The sequence below is a fragment of the Neobacillus mesonae genome, from assembly GCF_001636315.1.
GTDB classification, from domain to species: Bacteria; Bacillota; Bacilli; order Bacillales; family Cytobacillaceae; genus Neobacillus; species Neobacillus mesonae.
The window spans coordinates 1,992,067-2,014,058 of record NZ_KV440949.1 but is presented as its reverse complement, the minus strand read 5'-3'; the positions used below and the strand labels follow the sequence as shown (position 1 = coordinate 2,014,058).

Here is a 21,992-nt window from a genome sequence, read left to right as displayed (position 1 = left end):
AATTTTATAATAATTGAAAAGGCTTCCAATTTTGGGGGTGAAATTTTGAATAGGGAGGACACTATGAGGAGAAGACGAAATAAGTTTTACGGTCGTATGTTATCTGCATCTGCTGCTTTTATGCTGCTAAGTTCAATGGGGGTCCCTGGAGTAAACGCCGAGGTAAATGGGGACGGAACAGATGTCGTCAATGAGAATTATGCCGATCACCTAAGTCTAAAACCGCTGGCTCCGGCTTTTAGAGTGGATACATTGCTGAAATGGTCACCCGAGAATGATCCGGACGCAGAGTTAAACCGTGCCAGCGTCCCGCTAAACAAAGACCGTTTTAAAGGAACCCAGGTGAATCCGCTGGCGAATCCTAAGGCAGGGATTACTAATGCAGGAATTACCACTTGGAACCACGATGAGGCAAGCTCAGTCGGAAGTAATGAATTCAATGTATATGCATTCGATAACTGGCAATTGTTAGATTCCTATATTTATTGGGCAGGAACGAATGAAGGAATTTTTGCGATCCCGACTCCGGATATCGTGGATGCCGCTCACCGCAATGGCGTGCCTGTCTATGCCACACTTGGATTCCCATGGGGCCGATCCGCTGATGGAGTGGCCGAAATCGAGAAGTTTACCAAGCAGGAGGCCGATGGAAGTTTTCCGGTAGCTGACAAGATGATTGAAGTCGCGGAATATTATGGTTTTGACGGTTATTTCTTTAATCAGGAAACCTATGGTGTCAGCAAGGAAACGGCCGAACGCATGAATGAAATGATGCGCTATATTAAGCGCAATTCCAAATTAAATGTTAGCTGGTATGATGCGCAAGACAATAATGGTGCAATCAACTATCAGGATTCCATCAACAGCAAGAATGACATGTATGTAAAACCAGCGAAAGATGGAGTATACGCAGTTGATGAGTTCTTTTTAAACTATAACTGGTCGACGGCAAAAATTAACACGACGGTCGAAACCATGAAGGGGCATGACCGCAGCCCATTTGACGCTTATGCAGGGTTTGAACTGCAGCAGAATTCCTATAATACGAAAATTAATACGGATGCCCTGCTGGATGAGAACAAGCAGCCAAAGGTTTCCATTGCGCTTTATACGCCAAACTCGACCATGGGATTAGCGAAAGATCCTGCTGACTTCCATGAAAAAGAGAAAACGTTATGGACAGGGCCGCAGGGGGATCCAACCCTTGCTGATGATTCCGCCAATTGGAAAGGTATGGCCCGCTTTGTGACCGATTCATCTGTCATTGAGGAAATGCCATTTACCACCAATTTTAACAGCGGCCATGGAAAACAGTATTTTGTAAATGGAAAAATTGCCAGTGAACTTGAGTGGAATAACCGCTCTATTCAAGATATCATGCCGACTTGGCGCTGGTGGACCCGCCATGAAGGAAGCCGGATCCAAGTATCCTATGATTTTGATAACGCCTATAACGGCGGTAACTCATTAAAATTCAGCGGCTCACTTGATGCTGGTTCTGTCAATGATACGATGCTTTACAGCACAAAACTGCCTGTGACCGATTCAACAAAAGTCCGGGTCGTTTATCAAAATCCAACCGGTGCGGATGTGTCGCTTGGTGTGGCATACAGTGAAGATTATGCCCAGGATAAAATGAAATATTATTCCCTGCCAAAATCAGGCGACGGCTGGCAGACAGCGGTTGTTGACCTTGGCAAGGACGCTGGAAAAACAGCCTATGCATTAAGCCTCAAAGTCAGCAATGCGGAAAAAATGGACAACTATTCTCTTCATTTAGGCCAGCTATCCGTCTATGATGCCAATGCAGCGGTATTAACGAAGCCTGCCGATGTGAAGGTTTTGGAGAAGATAACGAAGACGGCATTTGAAGCCGAAGCTCGTTTAAGCTGGAAAGCTGAGAAAAATGTTCTCTATTATGAGGTTTACCAAGAGAATGCTGATGGGGTGAAAACACTTTTAGGAGTGACACCGAATGACTATTTCTACACGCCAAATATAACGAGAACCATGAAAAATGCATCGGCTGATAATATTACTTCACTGAAAGTGGTCCCTGTAAATCAGGATTACGTACGTGGGGAAGCGGCCGAAATTACTTTTGACTGGGGAATGGGAACGGATGCAACAGAGATTGAGAACAATCCAACATCACCTAATGTGGCACTTAATGCAAAAGTAACTTCTGTCTCTGCTGAAAATGCTGCCGAACCTGCCTCAAAAGCGCTGGACGGTACAGCAATCGGCAATAGCAAATGGTGTGCAACCAATGCGAAAAGCGGTTATATGACCATTGATATTGGCGAGTCGAAAACAATCCGCCGCTGGCGCGTAGAACATGCCGAATTTGGCGGTGAAGCTAGCAACATGAACGCAGTGGATTTTGAACTGCTTTATAAAAATGAAAACGGCGAATGGGTCAGCGCTAAACGGATTAAAGATAACACGAAGGCTGTGACCGATGTCATCTTAGACCAGCCTGTTACAGCAAGGGAATTTAAATTGCAGATTTATAATAGTGGTACTTCCCCTTGGGGAGCTATTCGTATCTATGAATGGCAGATGTTCGAAAATGCTGCTTTACCGAGAACGGAAAATATTATGATGCATTTTGTCACAGCAGAAAATAATGCTGGGGCTCAGGATCAGGTTACAATTGAAAGAGTAAAAAAGGGACAAACAGTCCGATTATACAACTCTCTGGATGCAAAGGATGCTCTGGTAGAGAAGACGGCAGAAAAAGACGGAACAGTCACATTTGATCAGCTGGACTTCGGCACTGAAGCTGGAAGAATCTATTATACTATCCAAAGTGAAGATGAACGGGAAAGCTTAAAGTTTAGCGTGGCATATCTAAACGAAAAGGTAACAGAAGTCATACATCAAATCAATAATCTACCAGATGTTAACGATTTGACGCTTGCGGATAAACACACCGTCAACGACTGCAAAGTAGCCTACAACAAGCTTCATCCAACACTAAGAAAACAAGTCACAAACTATGACCGCCTAATTCAGGCCATAGAGCGAATCCAGCAATTGAAGAAAGAATAGGGACAAGGGGACAGGCTCCTTGTCCCTTTTTGCATTGGGACGGGGGACCTGTCCCCCCGTCCCAACAAAAATCTATGGACTAATTTTATATCCACTGTAATAACTTTATGACTTGCCGCCATTCTATTGCGAGTTTGGGCAGGTTTTTTTATTGTAAGTAATGAGGAAATTAAATGTATTTGAAAATGACAGCGTTTTCGCATTGTTATATACATCATTGAAGGAGGGGAAGTCTTATGAAGAAGACAGCCCATATTATCTCGCATTCTCACTGGGATAGAGAATGGTATTTACCTTTTGAGAAACATCGCTATTACTTTATCAAACTCATGAATAATCTGATTGACCAATTCAAGAAGGAAGGGAACAACTTCAAATCCTTTCACCTTGATGGGCAAACCGTGCTGTTAGAGGATTATTTCGCTGTTCATCCGGAAAATCGTGAAGTCGTAAAACAATTAATTGAAGAGAAAAAGCTCTATATTGGTCCTTGGTATGTGCTCCAGGATGCTTTTCTAACAAGCTCTGAAGCGAATATCCGGAACCTGCAGATCGGCTTGAATGATACAAAGGCTTATGGCCATGCTGCAAAAATCGGCTATTTCCCTGATACGTTCGGCATTTACGGCCAGGCGCCGCAAATTTTAAAACAAGCTGGCATTGATACAGCTGCCTTCGGACGCGGTGTTAAACCCACCGGCTTTAATAACACGGTGTCGGACACACCAAACTTTGAATCACCGTATTCCGAGATGGTTTGGCAATCGCCCGACGGCTCCAGCGTCTTAGGGATTCTTTTTGCCAACTGGTATTCAAACGGAAATGAGATCCCTGCAAATGAGGAAGAAGCAAGGGCATTCTGGGACAAAAAGCTTCAAGATGCCGAGAAATATGCATCGACCAATCAATTATTGTTTATGAATGGCTGTGACCACCAGCCGCTGCAAAAAACGATTCCAGAGGCAATTGAAACTGCCACAAAGCTTTATCCGGATTATACATTCAAGCATTCAAGCTTTGACGAATATACAGAGGCATTAAAGAGCTCACTGCCTGAGAAATTGCAGGTAATTGATGGCGAATTGCGCAATCAGCGGACAGATGGCTGGTCTACGCTTGTGAACACGGCATCAAGCCGGATTTACTTGAAGCAATGGAACAACCTCTGTCAAACCCTGCTGGAAAAAACCGCCGAACCACTGGCGGCCATGGACTTATTAGCAGGAGGTACTTACCCGCGCGAATATATCCGCTTTATGTGGAAGTCGTTGATGAAGAATCATCCGCATGACAGCATTTGCGGCTGCAGTGTCGATGAAGTCCATCGTGAAATGGTTACCCGATTTGAAACGGTAGCGCAAATGGGAGAAGTATTTGTTAAGGAAAAGGCCTTAGAGCTTGCTGAAAAAATTGATACATCGCAAACACCGGAAGGCGGCATTCCGCTCGTTGTGATCAATACAACAGGATGGGAGAAGAATGACGTCATTACCGAAGTAGTCGACCTTGATAAAGTGTATTTTTCACAAATGCATTTTGAAAAAATACCAGGCTACTTAAAGGATAAAGAAACACCAAGTTACAAGCTGATCGATGATCAAGGCATGACCATCGACTACCAGCTAGACGAACCTGTCATCGAATTTGGCTATGACTTACCAGATGATAAATTCCGCCAGCCGTTTTTTGCCAAGCGGGTTAAGCTTTCATTTTTCGCAGAAGGTATTCCTTCCTTTGGATATAAAACATTCTACCTTGTGCCGGAAAAGGCACCGGCGCAGCTGATAGAGCCGAAAGAATTGGAAACGGAAACCAGCGGTATAGAAATGGAAAATGAATATGTTCATGTACAGTTCCATGAGGATGGCAGCTTTGATTTAATGCATAAAGAAACAGGTGAGTCCTTCCACCGCCTTGGTATTTACGAGGACACTGGCGATATTGGAAACGAATATATGTACAAGGAAGCAAAGGGACATGCACCGATAACAACCAAAGGTGTAAAAGCAGAGTTTACATTCCTTGAAAGGACTTCACTTCGGACAGTCCTAGAGTTTACTCAGACGATTTCAATTCCAGTTTCCGCGGATGACCGCTTAGCGATTGAACGGAATCAATTGATTTGGCATAAGGAAAGAGAAGCAGGCAGATCAAGTGAAATGACAGCCATCACACTTCGTACTGTTGTCACACTGACAAAAGGAATGAAAGGTCCAGCCTTTAAGCTGACGATTGATAACCAAGCGAAAGACCACCGTCTGCGCGTACTGTTCCCTACAGGTCTAAAGGCAGATACACATAAAGCCGACAGTATTTTTGAAATCGTGACCCGCCCGAATACGCCGGAGAAAGAATGGGAAAATCCAAGCTTTTGTCATCATCAACAGCGGTTTAGCAGTTTAGCAGATGACCAAATGGGCTTAACAGTGGCTACGGATGGTCTGCAAGAATACGAAATCCTGCCTGAGGACGGCACGATTGCGGTAACAGTGCTTCGTGCGACAGCAGAACTTGGGGACTGGGGCTACTTTCCGACACCTGAAGCACAATGCTTAGGATTGCAGACAGCAGAGTGGCAAGTACTGCCACATGAAAAAGATGTTGTTCAATCACAGGCCTTTGTCGATGCGTACCAATTCAAAGTACCGCTCGTTGTAGTGCAGCCAAATATCCATGAAGGTGTATGGCCAAAAACACATCAATTCGTTAAAACAGAAGCAAACGGACTTGCATGGTCCTCCATGAAAGCGGCGGAAGACCGCGATGATGTCATGATCCGCTGGTTTAATCCAGCTGAAGATAAACTGAGTCTGCACGCTTCTATCCAGGATTATCAATCCTATAAAAGTACGGTGCTGGAAGAGAAAACAAACCAGACAGAAGAACAATATGAAGCAGGAAAATATGAAATTATGACACTAGGATTTTATAAAAAATAATAGGAGTGGGGAAAATGACGGTTATGATTCCCGAATCAATGCAAAAGCTGATTCATCATGTGAAGGAGTTCTTTCCTGAGGATGAAAAATTGCAGCAAATGTTTGAGCAATGCTTTGTTAATACGTATACAACGACCTTGAAAAAGCAGGAAGATGGAAAAACATTTGTGATTACCGGCGATATCCCAGCCATGTGGCTTAGGGATTCAGCTGCACAGGTACGGCCATATTTACTGGCGGCTGAAGAGGACGCGGAAATGGCAGATTTACTCGAAGGCGTGATTCGCCAGCAGTTTGATTTTATCCTGCACGATCCGTACGCGAATGCCTTCAATGCAAGTGCCAATGGAAAAGGGCACCAAACGGACCGGACAGAGATGACACCACATATTTGGGAACGTAAATATGAAATTGATTCCTTATGCTATCCGATCCAGCTAGCGTACCTATTTTGGAAGTCAACAGGACGGACGGCCTTTATCGAAGAAACGTTCCAGGAGACGATTGAAACGATTCTTCGGGTGTGGAGAACAGAGCAGGATCATGAGACCCATTCTCCTTACCGCTTTGAGCGTTCGGATTGCCGGCAATCGGATACATTAATCCGCGACGGAAAAGGAGGGCGTGTTGTCCCAACCGGGATGACATGGAGCGCCTTCCGCCCGAGTGATGACGCCTGCACTTACGGATACCTTGTACCAGCTAATATGTTTGCAGTGGTTGTGTTAGGCTATGCAGCGGAAATGAGCGAACAAGTGTTGAACAATGCATCATTAAAAGAAGAGTGTCAGAAGCTTCGAGACGAAATCCAAAAAGGGATTGAGCAATTTGCAAAATTCGATCATCCGATTCACGGTGATATGTATGTCTATGAAACAGACGGAGAGGGCCGCATCAATTTAATGGACGATGCGAATGTTCCAAGTCTTTTGGCTGCACCGTATTTAGGATACCTTCCATATGGAGATGCAACATATACCAATACACGTCAATTTCTGTTAAGCAGGGATAATCCTTATTACTACGAAGGAAAATATGCCAATGGTATCGGAAGCCCGCATACTCCTGATCATTACATTTGGCACATTGCGCTGGCGATCCAAGGAATGACGACCACAGATGAAGCGGAGAAACAGCAAATTTTAGCTTATTTTAAAAACACAGATGGCGGAACCGGTTATATGCACGAAGGCTTTGATGCCGATTGCCCTGAAGAGTTCACAAGAGATTGGTTTGCGTGGGCGAACACGATGTTTAGTGAATTTGTCTTAAGTTTAACAGGGAAAGCCGTAAAGGGCAGTCCGCTTTATCAGCAATTAATGAAAAACAACAGTACGGAAGCTTAAGAAATTTTGGTTTTGAGGGGATGACGCAATGAAAAAAGTACCATGGATGATTGTCGTTTGTGAATGGATCTGGAAAGCCATATTAGTCAATTGGTGCTGGTTTGCTTTTACGATTCTAGGATTAGGGGTTTTGGGCTTTTTCCCTGCGTCAGCTGCCCTGTTTACTATTGTCCGGAAATGGCTGAGAAAAGATACAGATATCCCCGTCTTAAAAACGTTTAAGGACACTTATTTTAAAGAATGGAAAAGAACCAATGCCATTGGCCTTGTTTTTTATGGCATCGGCCTTTTCCTGTTTATTGATCTCCGGATTGTAGACCAAGTCATGACAGGTTTTTTGGCTAATTTACTATATATTTTCTTATACATTCTCGTATTTGTTCTATTACTATCGGTGGGCTACTTCTTTGCCATCTATGCTCATTATGAACTGTCAAATAAGGGATATATCAAACAGGCATTTTTGTTTGCGCTTACCAGCCTGCCGTCCACGGTATTGATTGTGATTGGCCTTACAGTGATTGGCTATGCAATTAATCAGTATCCAGGCCTTACAGCGTTTATTTCTGCGGTTGCACCAGCACTATGGATGATGAGAGTCTGTCTCAGCCGCTTTACCGCTTTAGAAAGACGAGCACAGCAGCAATAATAATAATGGCTGCCGAAATGAGAACTACAGGAGGAGTTATGTTGAAACTGTATATCAAGGGAGATTTATCTTCGGTAGAAGTGGGTCTAAGGATTATATCCGAGCATTTAAATATTGAACTTTCCACAGATGGCCACCCCATTTTAATAAAAAATGAAAAAGGACCATTAAAGGCTGCCAATCAAAATGGCCAAGGGGAAATTACATTTGAAAAACCGATCCATTTTTTCCGGGCTTTAGGGTTATGGGTTGAAAATTATCAAAAAAATATGGAATTCGCTGTATCAGAGGTTCCGCAGTTTAGCATGAGCGGTGTCATGCTTGATGCGTCAAGAAATGCCGTCCCGACTGTTGCAGATATCGAAAAACTGCTGCGAAGAATGGCTGTCATGGGATTAGACAGTTTAATGCTATATACCGAAGATACGTACGAAGTAAAGGAACATCCTTATTTCGGATATATGCGGGGAAGATATACGGCAGAGGAGTTAAGGGCATGTGACGAGTATGCCAGCACATTGGGGATTGAAATGATTCCTTGTATTCAAACATTGGGGCATTTGCGAGAAGCGCTTAAGTGGAACTATGCTGCAGGCTTTAAAGATACAGATGATATTCTGTTGGTCGATGAGCCTAAGACCTATGAATTCTTGGAAAATTGTATCAGAGCAGCTTCTGAAGCGTTTCAGACGAAGCGTATTCATATTGGAATGGATGAAACGTTTCAGCTGGGACTTGGGAAATATTTAGAAAAACACGGGTACGAGAATCATATCGAAATTATGAACCGCCACCTGCAAAAGGTTGTGGCGATTACCGAAAAATATGGCTATAAACCAATGATTTGGAGCGATATGTATTTTCCGTTATTTTCACAAGACAGTAAATATCGTGATGAAAATGGCGGGATTCGCGAGGATATTCTTGCCGGCATTCCGGATGTGGAGCTTGTGTACTGGAATTATTACCGCAAAGAGCAGGAAGTCTATGAAAAGGATTTCCAACATCATAAGGAGCTTGGGCGGATGCCGATTTTTGCCGGCGGGGCATGGACGTGGAATGGAATGGTTCCGAACTATGGCAAAGCGGTCGCGACCACTGAGGCGGCAATGGCTGCCTGTAAAAAGGAAGGGATCAACGAAGTCTTTGTTACTCTTTGGGGAGATAATGGGGCTGAAACGCCGTTCTCCACAGCTGATCCAATCCTTCAATTGTTCGCTGAACATACGTATCACGGGAAAGTTTCGTCTGAACAAGTGGCTGAGCGCTTTGAATTTTGCTGTGAGGGACACTTTGATGACTTTATGATTTTAAAGCATTTGGATGAAACACCAGGTGTCATGGAAGATAATATGAATACCTCCATGACTTCAAAGGTGACGTTATATCAAGATATTTTACTAGGTTTATATGATGAGAATATACGCGGACTGGAATTGGGAGAGCATTATAGAAAGCTAGTCCCTGAGATTGAAAAAGCTAAGCTTCATAATCCGAAATGGGAAAATCTATTTGGTTTTTATGAGCAGCTTGCAAGGGTTTTAAGTGTGAAGGCAGAAGCTGGCCTTCAGCTAAAGGAAGCTTATGATCAAAAAGACGTTGAGCAAATAAGGGCATTTATGGGTAAGCTTGATTGGATTCAAACCAATGTGGACGAGCTTCGTAAAAAGCACCGTGACATTTGGTTTGCAGCCTATAAACCATTTGGCTGGGAAGTCATTGATATTCGTTATGGCGGCGTGATCACTAGAATCGATTCCGTCAAATATCGCATCAATGAGTGGCTGGAAGGAAGAATCGCAAGTATAGAAGAGTTAGAAGAAAAAAGGTTACACCATGACGGCCCATGGGAAATTGTAGACGGCTTAATAGGCGGAAACATCTATCATCGAATCGTCACTGCCGGCAACTTTTCATTATAAGGGACAAGGGGACAGGCTCCTTGTCCCAGTCAAGTCCCGGTCATGTTCCGGTCCTGCCGGCTGGGACAGTAAACCTGTCCCCCTGTCCCAATTAACACACTTAGGGGTGAAAATATGTTTTTGACCGAAAGAAAGTTTGAAGCGCGTATTAATGAGTTAGAAGGGTATCGGTATCGCGATTGTATCGCGATTGAGCAATTTCTGACACATGAGGATGAGGGGAAGGTTGGTGCCTATCCTCCGGCTGAATATGATGGAGCGAGCACCATGAAAATCGGCGACTATTGGAAGGGCCGCGACCGCTACCTATGGCTGCATGCGGAAGTGGATGGCCACTTGCCAAATAACGGTCAGCAGGTCGTAGGGCTGTTCTCGTTTGGGAAAACTGGCGGCGGAAATAACTCCGGCTTTGAATCGTTATTATTTGTCAACGGCAAGCCATACCAAGGCGTCGATTCCAACCATGAGGAGGTTCTCTTTGATAAGGAGACTGCCGAAGGACCGATTCGTTTGGATTTCAGACTTTGGTCTGGACTTGAGGGCGGGGGCGTTCCCGTTGAAAATGAATTTAAACTAGAGACGGCGAAAATCGGCTGGCTTGATACCCGCGTCGATAACCTATACTATACACTTTTAGCTGCATATGAAGTGTTAAAGGAAACAAATGAAGCTGATTCCAATTACTCCATTTTAAAGAAAATGATGGAGGACACCTTACTGCAAATCAATTGGACGGAACCTGGAAGCGCTGAATTTTACGATTCGTGTTATGAAGCAGAAGAGAGCTTAACAAAAGCGTTGCAGGCTGTCGAGAAAACATCAGATATTACGATTCATACGGTTGGTCACACTCATATTGATGTTGCCTGGCTGTGGCGCTTAAGGAATACAAGGGAGAAATCAGCCCGTTCCTTCTCAACCGTTTTACATTTAATGAAGCAGTTCCCGGAATATCTATTCCTGCAAACACAGCCGCAGCTGTATGATTATATCAAAGCCGACTATCCGGACATTTACGAACAAATGAAAGCGAAAATTGCAGAAGGTCAGTGGGAAGCAGGCGGTGCGATGTGGCTGGAAGCTGACTGTAATATCCCAAGTGGTGAGTCGCTTGTCCGGCAAATCCTTCATGGGAAGAACTTTTTCAAGGAAGAGTTTGACGTGGATTGCCAATATCTCTGGCTGCCAGATGTTTTCGGCTACAGCTGGGCACTGCCGCAGATATTGAAAAAATCGGGCATCAACACGATGATGACCACAAAGATCAGCTGGAACCAATATAACCGGATGCCGCATGATACCTTTTATTGGAAGGGTATTGACGGCTCAGAGATTTTAACACACTTTATCACCACACCAGAACCATGGAATGGTCCGGATTCTTGGTTCTATACGTATAACGGCTACATTACCGCGAAGACCGTAAAAGGTGCTTGGGACGGCTATCGCGATAAGGATTTATCCAAAGACCTGCTGCTTTCTTATGGGTATGGTGACGGCGGCGGCGGCGTTAATCGCCATATGCTTGAAATGCGCCGTAGATTCGATCAAATGCCAGGCATGCCGAATGTGAAAACGTCCACTGCAGGTGAATTTTTTGAAAAACTGCATGAAAATGTGGAGAAGTCAACGGGCTATATCCATAAATGGGACGGTGAGCTATACCTGGAATATCACCGCGGTACTTACACGAGCCAAGCGTTTATGAAAAAAATGAACCGCCAGCTTGAGCTTTTATATCGTCGTGCGGAATTCCTTTCCTCATGGCTGTCTGAGAATGGCGCATGGATTGGCGATGCTGAGCTAAAAGATGGCTGGAAGATTATTTTACGAAACCAATTCCATGATATTATTCCCGGCTCTTCGATTCATGAAGTATATGAAGATGCGAGGGAAGAATACGCGGAAGCACTCCAAATTGTCCAGCAGGTGGAGAAGGAGATTGTGCAAAACGGAATTGATGCGGCTGACCGTTCTGTCGTTGTTTTCAATTCTACTCATCAAAAAGGCAGAAGAAATGTGTTCGTTTCTCAGTTTGCTAATTTCGCGGCAGGGGTTTGGAAAGACAGCAAGGGACATGCGTTAAACCATCAAAAACGTGAGAATGGCTGGCTTGTTGAAGTAGAGAGCCTCCCATCTTTCGGTGCCGTAACCTTATATTTTAAGCCTGCTGAAGCAGCTCCGGTATCATCGAATTTCATTTATCATGATCGAAAGTTAGAAACTCCGTATTATCTTGTTGAATGGAATGAGTTCGGCCAGCTGACGAAGATTTATGATAAGGAAGCACAGCGCCCGGTTTTAGCGGAAGGCGGGAACGGCAATGTCCTGCAAATTTTTGAAGACAAACCGCTTGCCCATGATGCCTGGGATATTGATCTTTTCTATCAAGAAAAAATGGAAGAGATCCGTGATATCGCGACATTTGAAGTGGTGGAAAATGGCGAGCTTTCCTTTAGTATTCTTGTTACGTGGAAATATCATCATTCGGAAATTTCTCAGCGAATGGTCTTCTATAATAATGACCGCCGGATTGATTTTGAAACCAATGTTGATTGGCATGAGAAGCGGAAATTGCTGAAAGCGTCGTTCCCTGTGGATATTCGTGCAACAGAGGCTACCTATGATATTCAATTCGGTAATGTGAAGCGTCCGACACACTGGAACACAAGCTGGGATATGGCGAAGTTTGAAACAGTCGGACACCAGTGGGCCGACCTGTCAGAACCAGATTATGGGGTTAGTTTGCTGAATGATTCGAAATATGGGTATGACATCAAGGAAAACGTGATGCGATTAACCTTATTAAAATCGGCTATCCATCCGGATCCGCAAGCTGATCAGGGGCAGCATTCCTTTACTTATTCGCTTTATCCACATTTAGGCGATTGGCGGGAAGCAAAAACAGTGGAAAAGGCTTGGGATTTGAATGAGCCGCTTCTTGCTGTTGAAGGGAAATGGACGAAGGAGGAATCCTTCCTTGAAACCGATTCAGACCATGTTTGGGTTGATGCCATTAAGCCAGCTTACGATGGTAACGGGATTATCGTCCGAGTACATGAATATGAGGGACGCAGAGGCAAGCTATCGTTGAACATCCGGAAAGACATTACATCATGGGTCGAAACGAATTTGATGGAAGAACCAATTGCAGCACAATCTACAACACCAATTGAGCTGGAAATCAAACCTTATGAAATTAAGACGATTAGAATTATGTAATGGTGGGACAGGGGGACAGGCACCCTGTCCCTTTTTAATACCCATTAAAATTATTGATAATTGGGACAAGGGACCTGTCCCTCCGTCCCTACCTTCACAATTTGTCCAGTTCTGCTTGACTCCAGTGCGGCTAGTATTACCTGAAGTGATTTCAGTCCTTCATGTCCGGAGATAGGGGGCTCCAAATCTAGCTGAATGGATTCTACAAATTGTTCAATAACATGTGAATTGTTTGATTGCATACCTCGGAAATCATGTTTAACGACTTCACCCGTGGCATATTGAACAATCAAAGAGTGAATGGGGTCATCCTCTAAACGAAGGATCGCCTTTTCCCCGTAGATAATCGTCGAGTTATTTTCCCCGCCTGCATATGTCCAGCTGGCAGCAAGTGTTCCGATGATACCGCTTTCGGTTTTCAAGATACAAACCGCATTGTCGTCCACGTTAGCAAAATCCTTCGCACTTGTTTCCACGAACGAGCCGACTTCCACGATCTCTTCACCGAGCAAATAACGTAGTAAATCTGATTTATGAACACCAAGATCACCCATGGCGCCGACAAATGCCCTTTCTTTTTGGAAGAACCAGCTGTTTTTCCCTTCTGCATTCCCAAGTTCCGGCCCGCCGTGACCAAATGTTGTTCGGAAACTATAAATTCTCCCGATTTCAACGCTTTCAATCAGCCTGCGTGCCTTTTGATGGGATGGGATAAAACGCTGGTTATGGGCAATCATCAATTTTTTTCCGCTTCGCTCTGCTACGGCAATCATCTCTTCTGCAGCTTGTTTGGAGGTTGCCATTGGTTTCTCACAAAGGACATGTAGACCCGCTTCTAATGCGGCAATGGAGACAGGTGCATGCAGGTCATTGGATGTACAGACACTAACTGCGTCCACCAGCCCGCTGTTGATTAACTCTTCAAAACTAGTAAAAGCTGAAGCGCCATAATTATCCGCAATCTTTCGCGCACGATCCTCATGAATATCGCAAACAGCCGTTATCTCTACATTTTGATGAATATTATACTCAGGCAGGTGGCGATTCTGGGCGATGCCGCCGCAGCCAATCACACCAACTCTTACTTTCTTCATTTTGTTGTTCCTCCTTTTAATGGCTCCAATGGATTTGAATATCCATAAATAGGTCTCTGGCAGTGCGCAGGAGCTGCCCACTTGACGGCATTAATGATGACGCGCTGAATTTGTTTGTTGTGATAGGTCGGATAGGTTTCATGCCCTGGACGGAAATAAAATACCTTTCCATTCCCGCGTGTGTAGGTACAGCCGCTGCGAAACACTTCTCCGCCTTCAAACCAGCTGATAAAGATCAATTCCTCCGGTTGGGGAATATCAAAATGCTCGCCGTACATCTCTTCTTGTTCAAGCTCGAGATATTCGGGGATTCCCGCTGTAATCGGATGCCCCGGATTAACGATCCAAAGGCGCTCTTTTTCCCCAGCCTCCCGCCATTTTAGATCACAGCTTGTTCCCATTAAAGACTTGAAAATTTTTGAAAAGTGACCAGAGTGAAGCACAATTAGTCCCATTCCCTCAAGAACCCGCTGCTTTACCTTTTCCACAATCTCGTCCTGCACCTCATCATGGGCAAGATGCCCCCACCAAATTAAGACATCAGTATTTATGAGGACCTCATCTGTCAGGCCGTGCTCTGGCTCATCGAGTGTAGCTGTTCTTACATCAAAGCCCTCGACCTGAAGAAATTCCGAAATGATGCCATGAATACCATTTGGATATAAACCGCTTACAATTTGGTTTTGCTGTTCGTGGCGGTTTTCATTCCATACAGTCACTTTCACCATTGATCTACTCCTTTCACCGCAATCATTGGGACAAGGGACCTGTCCCTCCGTCCCATAATATCTTTTCTATGGATAAATAAAAGTAGAATAAAGCGATTTCTAAGATTTTTGCAGTTAATCCTAAATTAGTCAACTATAAATGGGTCTCTATTCCTTATAAAATGAATGTATGGAAGTGCTTACATCAAGTGAGAGGAGGAAAAGCATGAAAAGAATAGCAAGTGATTTATATAAAAACAGAATATGGCTGCTTATGGTTTTACCTGGAACGATTTGGCTTCTATTATTCTCCTATTTGCCGATGTTCGGACAAGTATTGGCATTTAAAAAGTTTCGGATTGATCCAGATGGCTTCTTTGCCAGCGTTATAAATAGCGAATGGGTCGGCTGGGATAACTTTAAATATTTATTTAGTACAAATGATGCGTGGATTATTACCAGAAATACTCTTGTATACAATGTTATCTTTATTGTGGTAGGGCTAATTGCGGCGGTGGCAACAGCTATACTGCTTAGTGAACTTGTGAATAAGAGGTTATCGAAAATCTATCAGACTTCCATTCTTTTTCCCCATTTTATTTCATGGGTTATCGGGAGTTACTTTGTCTTCACCTTCTTAAGTACAGATCATGGCCTGTTAAATCATGTTCTTGGCTGGTTCCATGTCGACTCGATTTCATGGTATAGCGAATCTAAGTATTGGCCATTTATCTTAGTGTTTATGAGCCTTTGGAAAGGTGTAGGATATGGAAGTATCGTGTATTTGGCATCCATCGTCGGGATTGATCGAACGTATTATGAGGCAGCGATGATTGATGGTGCGTCGAAATGGAAACAGATTAAGCATGTCACCTTACCAATGCTGAAGCCATTAATGATTATCTTAACCATCATGAATATCGGCAGGATTTTCAATTCAGACTTTGGATTATTTTATCAGGTACCAAGAGATTCGGGGGCGCTTTATTCAGTTACAAATGTAATTGATACATTTGTATACCGCGGTCTTATGAACCTAGGGGATATTGGTATGAGTACAGCGGCAGGTCTTTATCAGTCGGCAGTCGGATTTGCGCTTGTTATGATTACCAACTACATTGTAAGAAAAGTGGATGAGGAAAGTGCATTGTTTTAATGTTCATTTCTTCGCGAAGGGAGGAAAAGTCGCCCGGCGGCTAACTGTATGCCAAAACTAGAACGGTCCCAATCATCGGTCGCTGTTTCAACGTCATTGGAGGAAATGAAAGGGGGTGGGACGAACCTCGGGAAGATAAGGAAAAAGTATCGCGACCCTCAAGCTATGCATCCGGTCGTAAATACGATTATTAGTGTATTGCTAGGTATTCTAGCATTCGCGTGTATTTTTCCTTTTATCTATGTCATTATCATTTCTTTTACAAGTGAAGAAAGTATTGTAAGGAATGGATTTCAATTGGTTCCGAAGGATTGGAGTATGGACGCATACCACTATCTGTGGAGTATGAAGGAGCAATTATTCCGCTCTTACGGTGTCACGATTTTTGTTACGATTGTTGGTACCGTTATCAGTGTATTGATGATTACCTTTTATGCTTATGCGATTTCAAGACCGCAATTTAAGTATCGCAGATTCTTCACATTCCTAGCCTTCTTTACGATGCTGTTCAGCGGCGGATTAGTTCCTACTTATATTGTAGTAACCCAATTCCTGCATTTGAAGGATACGATTTGGGCGTTAATTTTACCGCTTTCTATGAATGCCTTTTATATCATTATTATGAGAACGTTCTTCCTAAAATCAGTATCTGAATCGATTTTGGAATCAGCTAGAATAGATGGAGCAAGTGAATGGAGAATTTTTTTCCAGATTATATTCCCGCTTTCATTACCAGGGATTGCAACAATTGCGTTGTTCAGTACACTAGGTTATTGGAATGATTGGTTTACGGCATTGCTTTATATTAATGACCCAAATCTCGTGCCGCTTCAATCATTATTAATGAAAATTGAGGCAAATCTTGAATTTATGAGGCAAAATATGGATGTCGCTATCATGAACCAAAGCATATTTGATACCATTCCACAAGAATCAGCCAAAATGGCTATGGTCGTTATCGCCACTTTACCGATAGCAGTCTCTTATCCGTTCTTTCAAAAGTATTTTATTAGCGGACTGACTATTGGCGGCGTTAAAGAATAAAAAAAGAATAGGGGAGAAAAAGGATGAAGAAAAAGTTAGGACTTTTACTCGCATTAGTTTTATCCATTGGAACCATTCTTGCTGCTTGTACCAGTAAAGACAGTTCTACTTCGGATAAAGGCGGGAAAGATGGTCAGCCATATGAAATTAAATGGTATACCATCGGAACTCCGCAAAAGGATACAGACAAAGTATTTGCCGAAGTTAATAAGTATTTGAAGAAGAAAATCAATGCTACTGTCAAAATGACTCAAATTGACTGGGGCGATTGGGCACAAAAATCCCAAGTTATGATCAATTCAGGAGAACCATTTGATATTATCTTTACGAATGGTACTGATTATGTTCAAAATTCACAAAAAGGTGCTTTCCTGGCAATCGATGATATGTTAAATAAAGAAGGTAAAGACCTTAAGAATGTGGTCGATCCAGCCCTTTTAGAAGGAATTAAGGTTGACGGCAAAATTTATGGTGTTCCTACTAATAAAGAAGCTGCTAGACAATCTGTTTATACATTCAATAAACGCCTTGTGGATAAATATCACTTCGATCTGACAAAAGTAAAATCGTTGGAAGATCTTGAACCAATGTTGAAAACGATTAAAGAAAATGAACCTGGCATTACGCCTATGGCAACATTTAAAGCATATCTTCCATTTGATTACATCTTTAATAATGAAATGCCTTTTGCCATCCCATTTGAGGGTGACAGAGATCATGTTGTTAACCCATTTGAAACCGATTTAGCGATGTCAACCTATAAAACAATGCATGATTATTACAAAGCAGGATACCTTAAAGAAGATGCTGCAACAAGTAAAGACAGCTGGCCAATGGATGTAGAAAACTGGTTTGTCCGCATGGGTGATTCCCAGCCATATGCTGATTTACTATGGTCACGTTCCGCTAAATATGATGTTGTTTCAGTACCAGCTGAAAACCCTGTAACCATTAACGATTCTGTTTCCGGATCGATTCAGGCTATTTCAGCAACTTCAAAGAATCCTAAAAAAGCAATGGAATTCTTAACACTGCTTAACACAGATTCATACCTTCGTAACCTTGTAGACAAGGGGATTGAAGGGGTACACTATAAGAAGAATGAAGATGGCACAATTGAAGATCTTCCAGCACGTATCGATCGTTACAATGTACCAACTTATTCTTTAGGAAACCACTTTGTCCTATACCTATATAAGAATGATCCAAAAGATAAATGGGACAAATTCAAAGAGTTTAATGAATCTGCAACACAAGCACCAACACTTGGATTCCACTTTAACAGTGATCCGGTAAGATCAGAACTTGCATCGATTACAAATATTTCTAAAGAATTCTATCCAGCATTGGCAACAGGTTCTGTTGACCCTGAAGTATATTTGCCAAAATACAATAAGAAGTTAAAAGAAGCTGGTCTTGATAAAGTATTAAAAGAAATTCAAAAGCAATACGATGAATGGAAAAGCACGCAAAAATAAGCAGTAAAAATCAAGCTGGGGGGGATATTCCAGCTTGATTTTATTTCAGCCTAACCCGAGGATATCGAAATGGAACTAAGAAGAAAAGGTCGCTTTACCCAAAAAATATTTAATAAATTATTCTTAACATCTTCTATCACCATCATTGTGACTGTTATTGTTTTGATTGTTACAATCACCAACTATTATTCGGATATTATTATTCAAAAGGAAGTCAATATCAATACCAGAACACTTGAGAGAGTGGAGGATTACTTTTCTGCAAAAGATTCCGATATTAGCAGGGCGATCAGAGACCTTTATCTTAAAGGGGATATGATTGATGATATTTCCTTTGCCCTTCATAATGGCTATGAAAAATATTTAGAATATCGCTTAGATAAATTTTCAAAGGACAAATCTTTTACACCAAATAATATCGACACGTATTTTAATGGCTATTTCAGCCAGGATAGCGATCTAAATGCAATTAGTTTACGTTCATTGGAGAATCCCTCAATAGAGTATTTGTTAGTTAATAACAATATACGCTGGAATAAAAGCATTGTTGACCATGGGACAAATTCAGATCCGTATCTTTCGCAAGGAATACCGAACCTCAGTGGAAATGTCCTGCCTAAAGGGCGGATATTAAGAAACACGATTACCAAAAGGATTGAAATTAACAACCCGGTCACACTGAAAAAGATTGGTGAGATCTCGTTTTATTATTCAACCGATCGTTTAGATAAAATGTTAAAAAAGCATGAGGGGGCTCAAGCATCCTTCTTTTTGATTGATACGAATGGCACGATTGTTTATTCACTTAATAAGGGTATTCCTTTGGACATCATTAATCAAATAAAACAGGAAACAAATGAGACAAAATTACAGTTGAAACATGAAAATTATTATATTAACACCATTGCGAACAAGGGAGATTATACGTATGTAAGTGTCATCCCGGACAAAGGATGGCAAAAGTTATCGATTATAAGGGGAACGATGTGGGGCGTTATTATTTTCCTCATTTTTATTGCGATTTTAATCTCTTATTCCTTTACGATCAATTATTCACGGCGAATTAATAATATTGTTTCTATTATTCGCCAGGTAGAAAAAGGGAACCTAGATGCACGGATTCCCGAATCCAAGCATGAGGATGAATTATCAAAGATTGCAGTCAATATGAATTCGATGTTAACAGAATTGAATAATTATATAGAACAGTTTTACCTGCTTAATATGAAGCAGCAGCAGGCAGAATTAAAAGCACTTCAAGCGCAGATAGATCCCCATTTTTTATTTAATACGCTTGAAGCAATCCGGATGGTAGCAGTCGTAGAGGGCTCTAAGACTTCTAGTAAAATGATTTTTCATTTAGCTAAGCTATTTCGCTACTCGTTAGAGTCTAAAGACATGGTACCGCTGTATACCGAAATCGAGTATGTGAATCAATATTTAAAATTGATGCAGTTTAAATATCCAAATAAACTCCAAGTGCACATGGATATTCCTAGCGATGTAGAACAAACAACCGTGCAAAAATTAATTTTGCAGCCTATTATTGAAAATTATTTTGTTCATGGTTTTAAGAAGGATCGGAATGATAATGAGCTATCCATTCGTGCTGTAAACCTTGGAGACAAAATTGAGATACAAGTAGAAGACAATGGTAAAGGGATGACTGAAGAGGAACTATCCAACATTACTCATCATATCAATCGTGAAGAGGGCGATGAAATGAAATCTATCGGGTTAAGAAATATTCACCAACGTTTAAAAATTAAATATGGAAACCAGTTTGGGATTTCACTAAAAAGCATCACAAATCAAGGTACGATTGTCACACTAACCATTCCAGTGCAGGGGATTAACCATGTATAAGGTATTGCTGGCTGATGATGAATCGCTCATAACATTAGGACTAATGGCGCTGATAGATTGGGAAGATTATGGGTTTGAAATTGCCTATACAGCAGAAAGCGGGGAAGAAGCCCTTCGTTATCTTAAGGAGCATCCAATTGACCTCCTGATTACTGATATATTAATGGGTGAAATGACTGGATTGGATTTAATCAAAGAGGCAAAGGAAATTCAGCCTAAGATTAAGAGTATTATCTTAACGGGTTATCAAGAGTTTGAGTTTATTAAACAAGGGCTGCTATTAGGGATTGAGAACTATTTGGTAAAGCCTGTGGATGAAGAAGAATTATTGACAACAATCCAAAATGTCGGCCGGAAACTAAGTGCTGCACCTGTTTCCACGGAAGCTGGACCGGCAGAGGAAGAGGCAACCCTATTGGATAATACGCTTTGGCGTTTTCTTACGGGGGAAATTGATAAAAACGATTGTCTCGAACGAATATCATTATACAATGTCCAATTCGATCAATCCTTTTATAATGTGTCGATTTTAAATTTTGAACACTATCAAAAGACGGAGATTAAAAAGAATATTCGAGACCTTATTGAAGCGCAATATTCCGCTACATGTCTTTATAGTCCAAACCAGGAATTAATTATTATCTTTGGCGGACCATGTGAAGCAGATTTAGTGACATGGAACCAAGGTTTAGTGAAACAGCTTTGTGAAGAACAGCTGGGGACGGGGCTATTCTATTTATCTATGGGAAAAACGGTTAAGTCGATTGAGCTATTAGAGGAAAGCTTTAACACTGCAAGGGATTATAGCTTGCTGCAATTCTATTTAGAGCCAAACATGCTGATATCAGACGGGTCTACAATTGACAGACAGGAAGAGTTAAAGAGACAGCAGGAATTTAAAGAAAATATAGTGAAGCTGCTATTACATGCGGATGAAGAAGCATTACAAATGATTGATTTATTTTTTGATTGTTTAAAAAAGGAATCGAAATTTATTTCCCCGCAAGTGGCTAAAAAATATACATTCGATTTAATGTCTTATATTCACTTTTCCATCCAGCCGGACGATCTTTCTCATTATACGGCAGCAATTGAAAGAATCGTTTATAGCTCGGATATCGAGCTGATGAAAGCGATTTTACGGGAATATTGTTATGAAATAATTCTTTCTATTACTAATCAAGTTCATATGCGGAGCCCGATTGTGCAAAATGTTCTTCAGTTTATCCATGCCCACTATGATCAAGGATTATCCTTAAAAACGCTGGGCCAGCAGTTCCATGTCAACGCCATCTATCTTGGGCAATTATTTCAAAAGGAAGTAGGGGTTGTCTTCTCGGAATACATAAATCGCTACCGATTGGAAAAGGCGAAGGAATTGTTGAAAACTACTCATTATCGAGCAGGGGAAATTGGAAAGAAGGTTGGCTATTCCGATACGACTTACTTCTATAAACAATTCAAGAAAACGGTTGGAACCACACCAAGCGAGTGGCGGAAAATTTAACAAAAGAG

General features: G+C 42.0%; 13 protein-coding genes. 11 read left to right on the top strand and 2 right to left on the bottom strand.

The features are described 5' to 3' along the window. Positions 1-63: 63 nt before the first annotated feature. The 6 genes from A6749_RS09695 to A6749_RS09670 all read left to right on the top strand — a co-directional run bounded on the left by A6749_RS09695 (position 64) and on the right by A6749_RS09670 (position 13,132). Positions 64-3,054 (top strand): endo-beta-N-acetylglucosaminidase, encoded by a 2,991-nt coding sequence (locus A6749_RS09695; RefSeq protein ID WP_066388695.1) that lies wholly within the window; start codon positions 64-66, stop codon positions 3,052-3,054. A gap of 236 nt (positions 3,055-3,290) precedes the next feature. Continuing rightward, positions 3,291-5,993 (top strand): alpha-mannosidase, encoded by a 2,703-nt coding sequence (locus A6749_RS09690; protein ID WP_066388694.1) that lies wholly within the window; start codon positions 3,291-3,293, stop codon positions 5,991-5,993. Between the two features lie 14 nt (positions 5,994-6,007). After that, a complete protein-coding gene (locus tag A6749_RS09685; RefSeq protein WP_066388692.1) occupies positions 6,008-7,339 on the top strand; it encodes a glycoside hydrolase family 125 protein in 1,332 nt (443 codons plus the stop codon). Positions 7,340-7,367: 28 nt separating this feature from the next. After that, entirely contained in the window at positions 7,368-7,988 is a 621-nt protein-coding gene (locus A6749_RS09680) for a YesL family protein (RefSeq protein WP_066388689.1), read from the top strand. 38 nt (positions 7,989-8,026) lie between these two features. Next, entirely contained in the window at positions 8,027-9,910 is a 1,884-nt protein-coding gene (locus A6749_RS09675; RefSeq protein ID WP_236719645.1) for a beta-N-acetylhexosaminidase, read from the top strand. Between the two features lie 114 nt (positions 9,911-10,024). Then, positions 10,025-13,132, top strand: a complete 3,108-nt coding sequence (locus tag A6749_RS09670) for an alpha-mannosidase (RefSeq protein WP_066388685.1) — start codon at positions 10,025-10,027, stop codon at positions 13,130-13,132. A 50-nt stretch (positions 13,133-13,182) separates the two neighbouring features. On the opposite strand, the gene A6749_RS09665 is transcribed toward A6749_RS09670, so the two are convergent. Both A6749_RS09665 and A6749_RS09660 read right to left on the bottom strand, forming a co-directional pair. Next, entirely contained in the window at positions 13,183-14,226 is a 1,044-nt protein-coding gene (locus tag A6749_RS09665) for a Gfo/Idh/MocA family protein (RefSeq protein WP_066388683.1), read from the bottom strand. After that, entirely contained in the window at positions 14,223-14,954 is a 732-nt protein-coding gene (locus tag A6749_RS09660) for a ThuA domain-containing protein (protein WP_066388681.1), read from the bottom strand. Before A6749_RS09660 ends, A6749_RS09665 begins: the two co-directional genes overlap by 4 nt. A gap of 205 nt (positions 14,955-15,159) precedes the next feature. Here A6749_RS09660 and A6749_RS09655 point away from each other — a divergent pair, with 205 nt between their 5' ends. From A6749_RS09655 to A6749_RS09635, 5 genes are all read left to right on the top strand, one after another. Then, complete coding sequence (locus A6749_RS09655) at positions 15,160-16,089, top strand: ABC transporter permease (RefSeq protein WP_066388680.1); 930 nt, start codon at positions 15,160-15,162, stop codon at positions 16,087-16,089. A 165-nt stretch (positions 16,090-16,254) separates the two neighbouring features. Beyond that, positions 16,255-17,133, top strand: a complete 879-nt coding sequence (locus tag A6749_RS09650) for a carbohydrate ABC transporter permease (RefSeq protein ID WP_236719779.1) — start codon at positions 16,255-16,257, stop codon at positions 17,131-17,133. Positions 17,134-17,156: 23 nt separating this feature from the next. Beyond that, the gene (locus tag A6749_RS09645) at positions 17,157-18,611 is read left to right on the top strand and encodes an ABC transporter substrate-binding protein (protein ID WP_066388677.1); all 1,455 of its coding nucleotides are present in this window, start codon (positions 17,157-17,159) and stop codon (positions 18,609-18,611) included. A 69-nt stretch (positions 18,612-18,680) separates the two neighbouring features. Continuing rightward, positions 18,681-20,477: a sensor histidine kinase gene (locus A6749_RS09640; RefSeq protein ID WP_066388671.1), complete on the top strand. Its 1,797-nt coding sequence runs from the start codon at positions 18,681-18,683 to the stop codon at positions 20,475-20,477. Beyond that, complete coding sequence (locus A6749_RS09635; protein WP_066388668.1) at positions 20,470-21,984, top strand: response regulator transcription factor; 1,515 nt, start codon at positions 20,470-20,472, stop codon at positions 21,982-21,984. Before A6749_RS09640 ends, A6749_RS09635 begins: the two co-directional genes overlap by 8 nt. The last annotated feature ends 8 nt before the right edge of the window (positions 21,985-21,992 follow it).